This window comes from Proteus sp. LHD240705, assembly GCF_047921555.1.
Classification (GTDB): Bacteria; Pseudomonadota; Gammaproteobacteria; order Enterobacterales; family Enterobacteriaceae; genus Proteus.
On sequence record NZ_JBLRMI010000038.1, the window covers coordinates 1 to 531 of the forward strand.

Sequence of the window (531 nt, forward strand, 5' to 3'; positions counted from 1 at the left end):
AATCTGAGCCTCGATTTTTTTACGCAAGACCATAAGGGGCTGTGGCTGGAGCGCATACACATCAAGTTGCACGCGATAGTTATCTAAATCCATATCCTCCAGCGCACTGTTAGGCGTGATGCTGGCAAACTGGATCACTATGGCGGGATAATGCCCTTTGCCTTCGGGTAATACCTGAAAAAAAACCCTTCCATCGACAAGCGGTGAAAGGGTCTCTTTTAATTGCTGTATCATGATCTCTACCTTGCTTTTTCAATATCCTCTTTGAGTGTTTGAACTATCACTTTAGCCGTCGCTTCCTTTTTCGCTTCAAAGCTGGGGCGCATAAACGGTTGTGCGGGCATCTTGGCGGTACCAAACTCGACAAACCACCAATAAAACGGATCATTTGGGTTCAATGCCGCACTTTTTCCCGTTGCCTGTTTAAAGGCGGACACCTTTTTACCCGATAATGATTTCACCCAAATACGCGTTTTGACTTGTCCATTGCGCTGCACTTTCGTTTTAGAACGAATATTGCGCTTGAGGGTG

2 protein-coding genes are annotated in these 531 nt (G+C 46.0%); both read right to left on the reverse strand.

The window, feature by feature from the left end; genetic code table 11:
• A partial coding sequence (gene gp17 / locus ACNART_RS17910) for a tail completion protein gp17 (protein ID WP_416303690.1) occupies positions 1-234 on the reverse strand: 234 nt, incomplete at its 3' end.
• Positions 235-239: 5 nt separating this feature from the next.
• Positions 240-531: HK97-gp10 family putative phage morphogenesis protein (locus ACNART_RS17915; RefSeq protein ID WP_416303689.1), on the reverse strand; the 292-nt coding region annotated here is incomplete at its 5' end.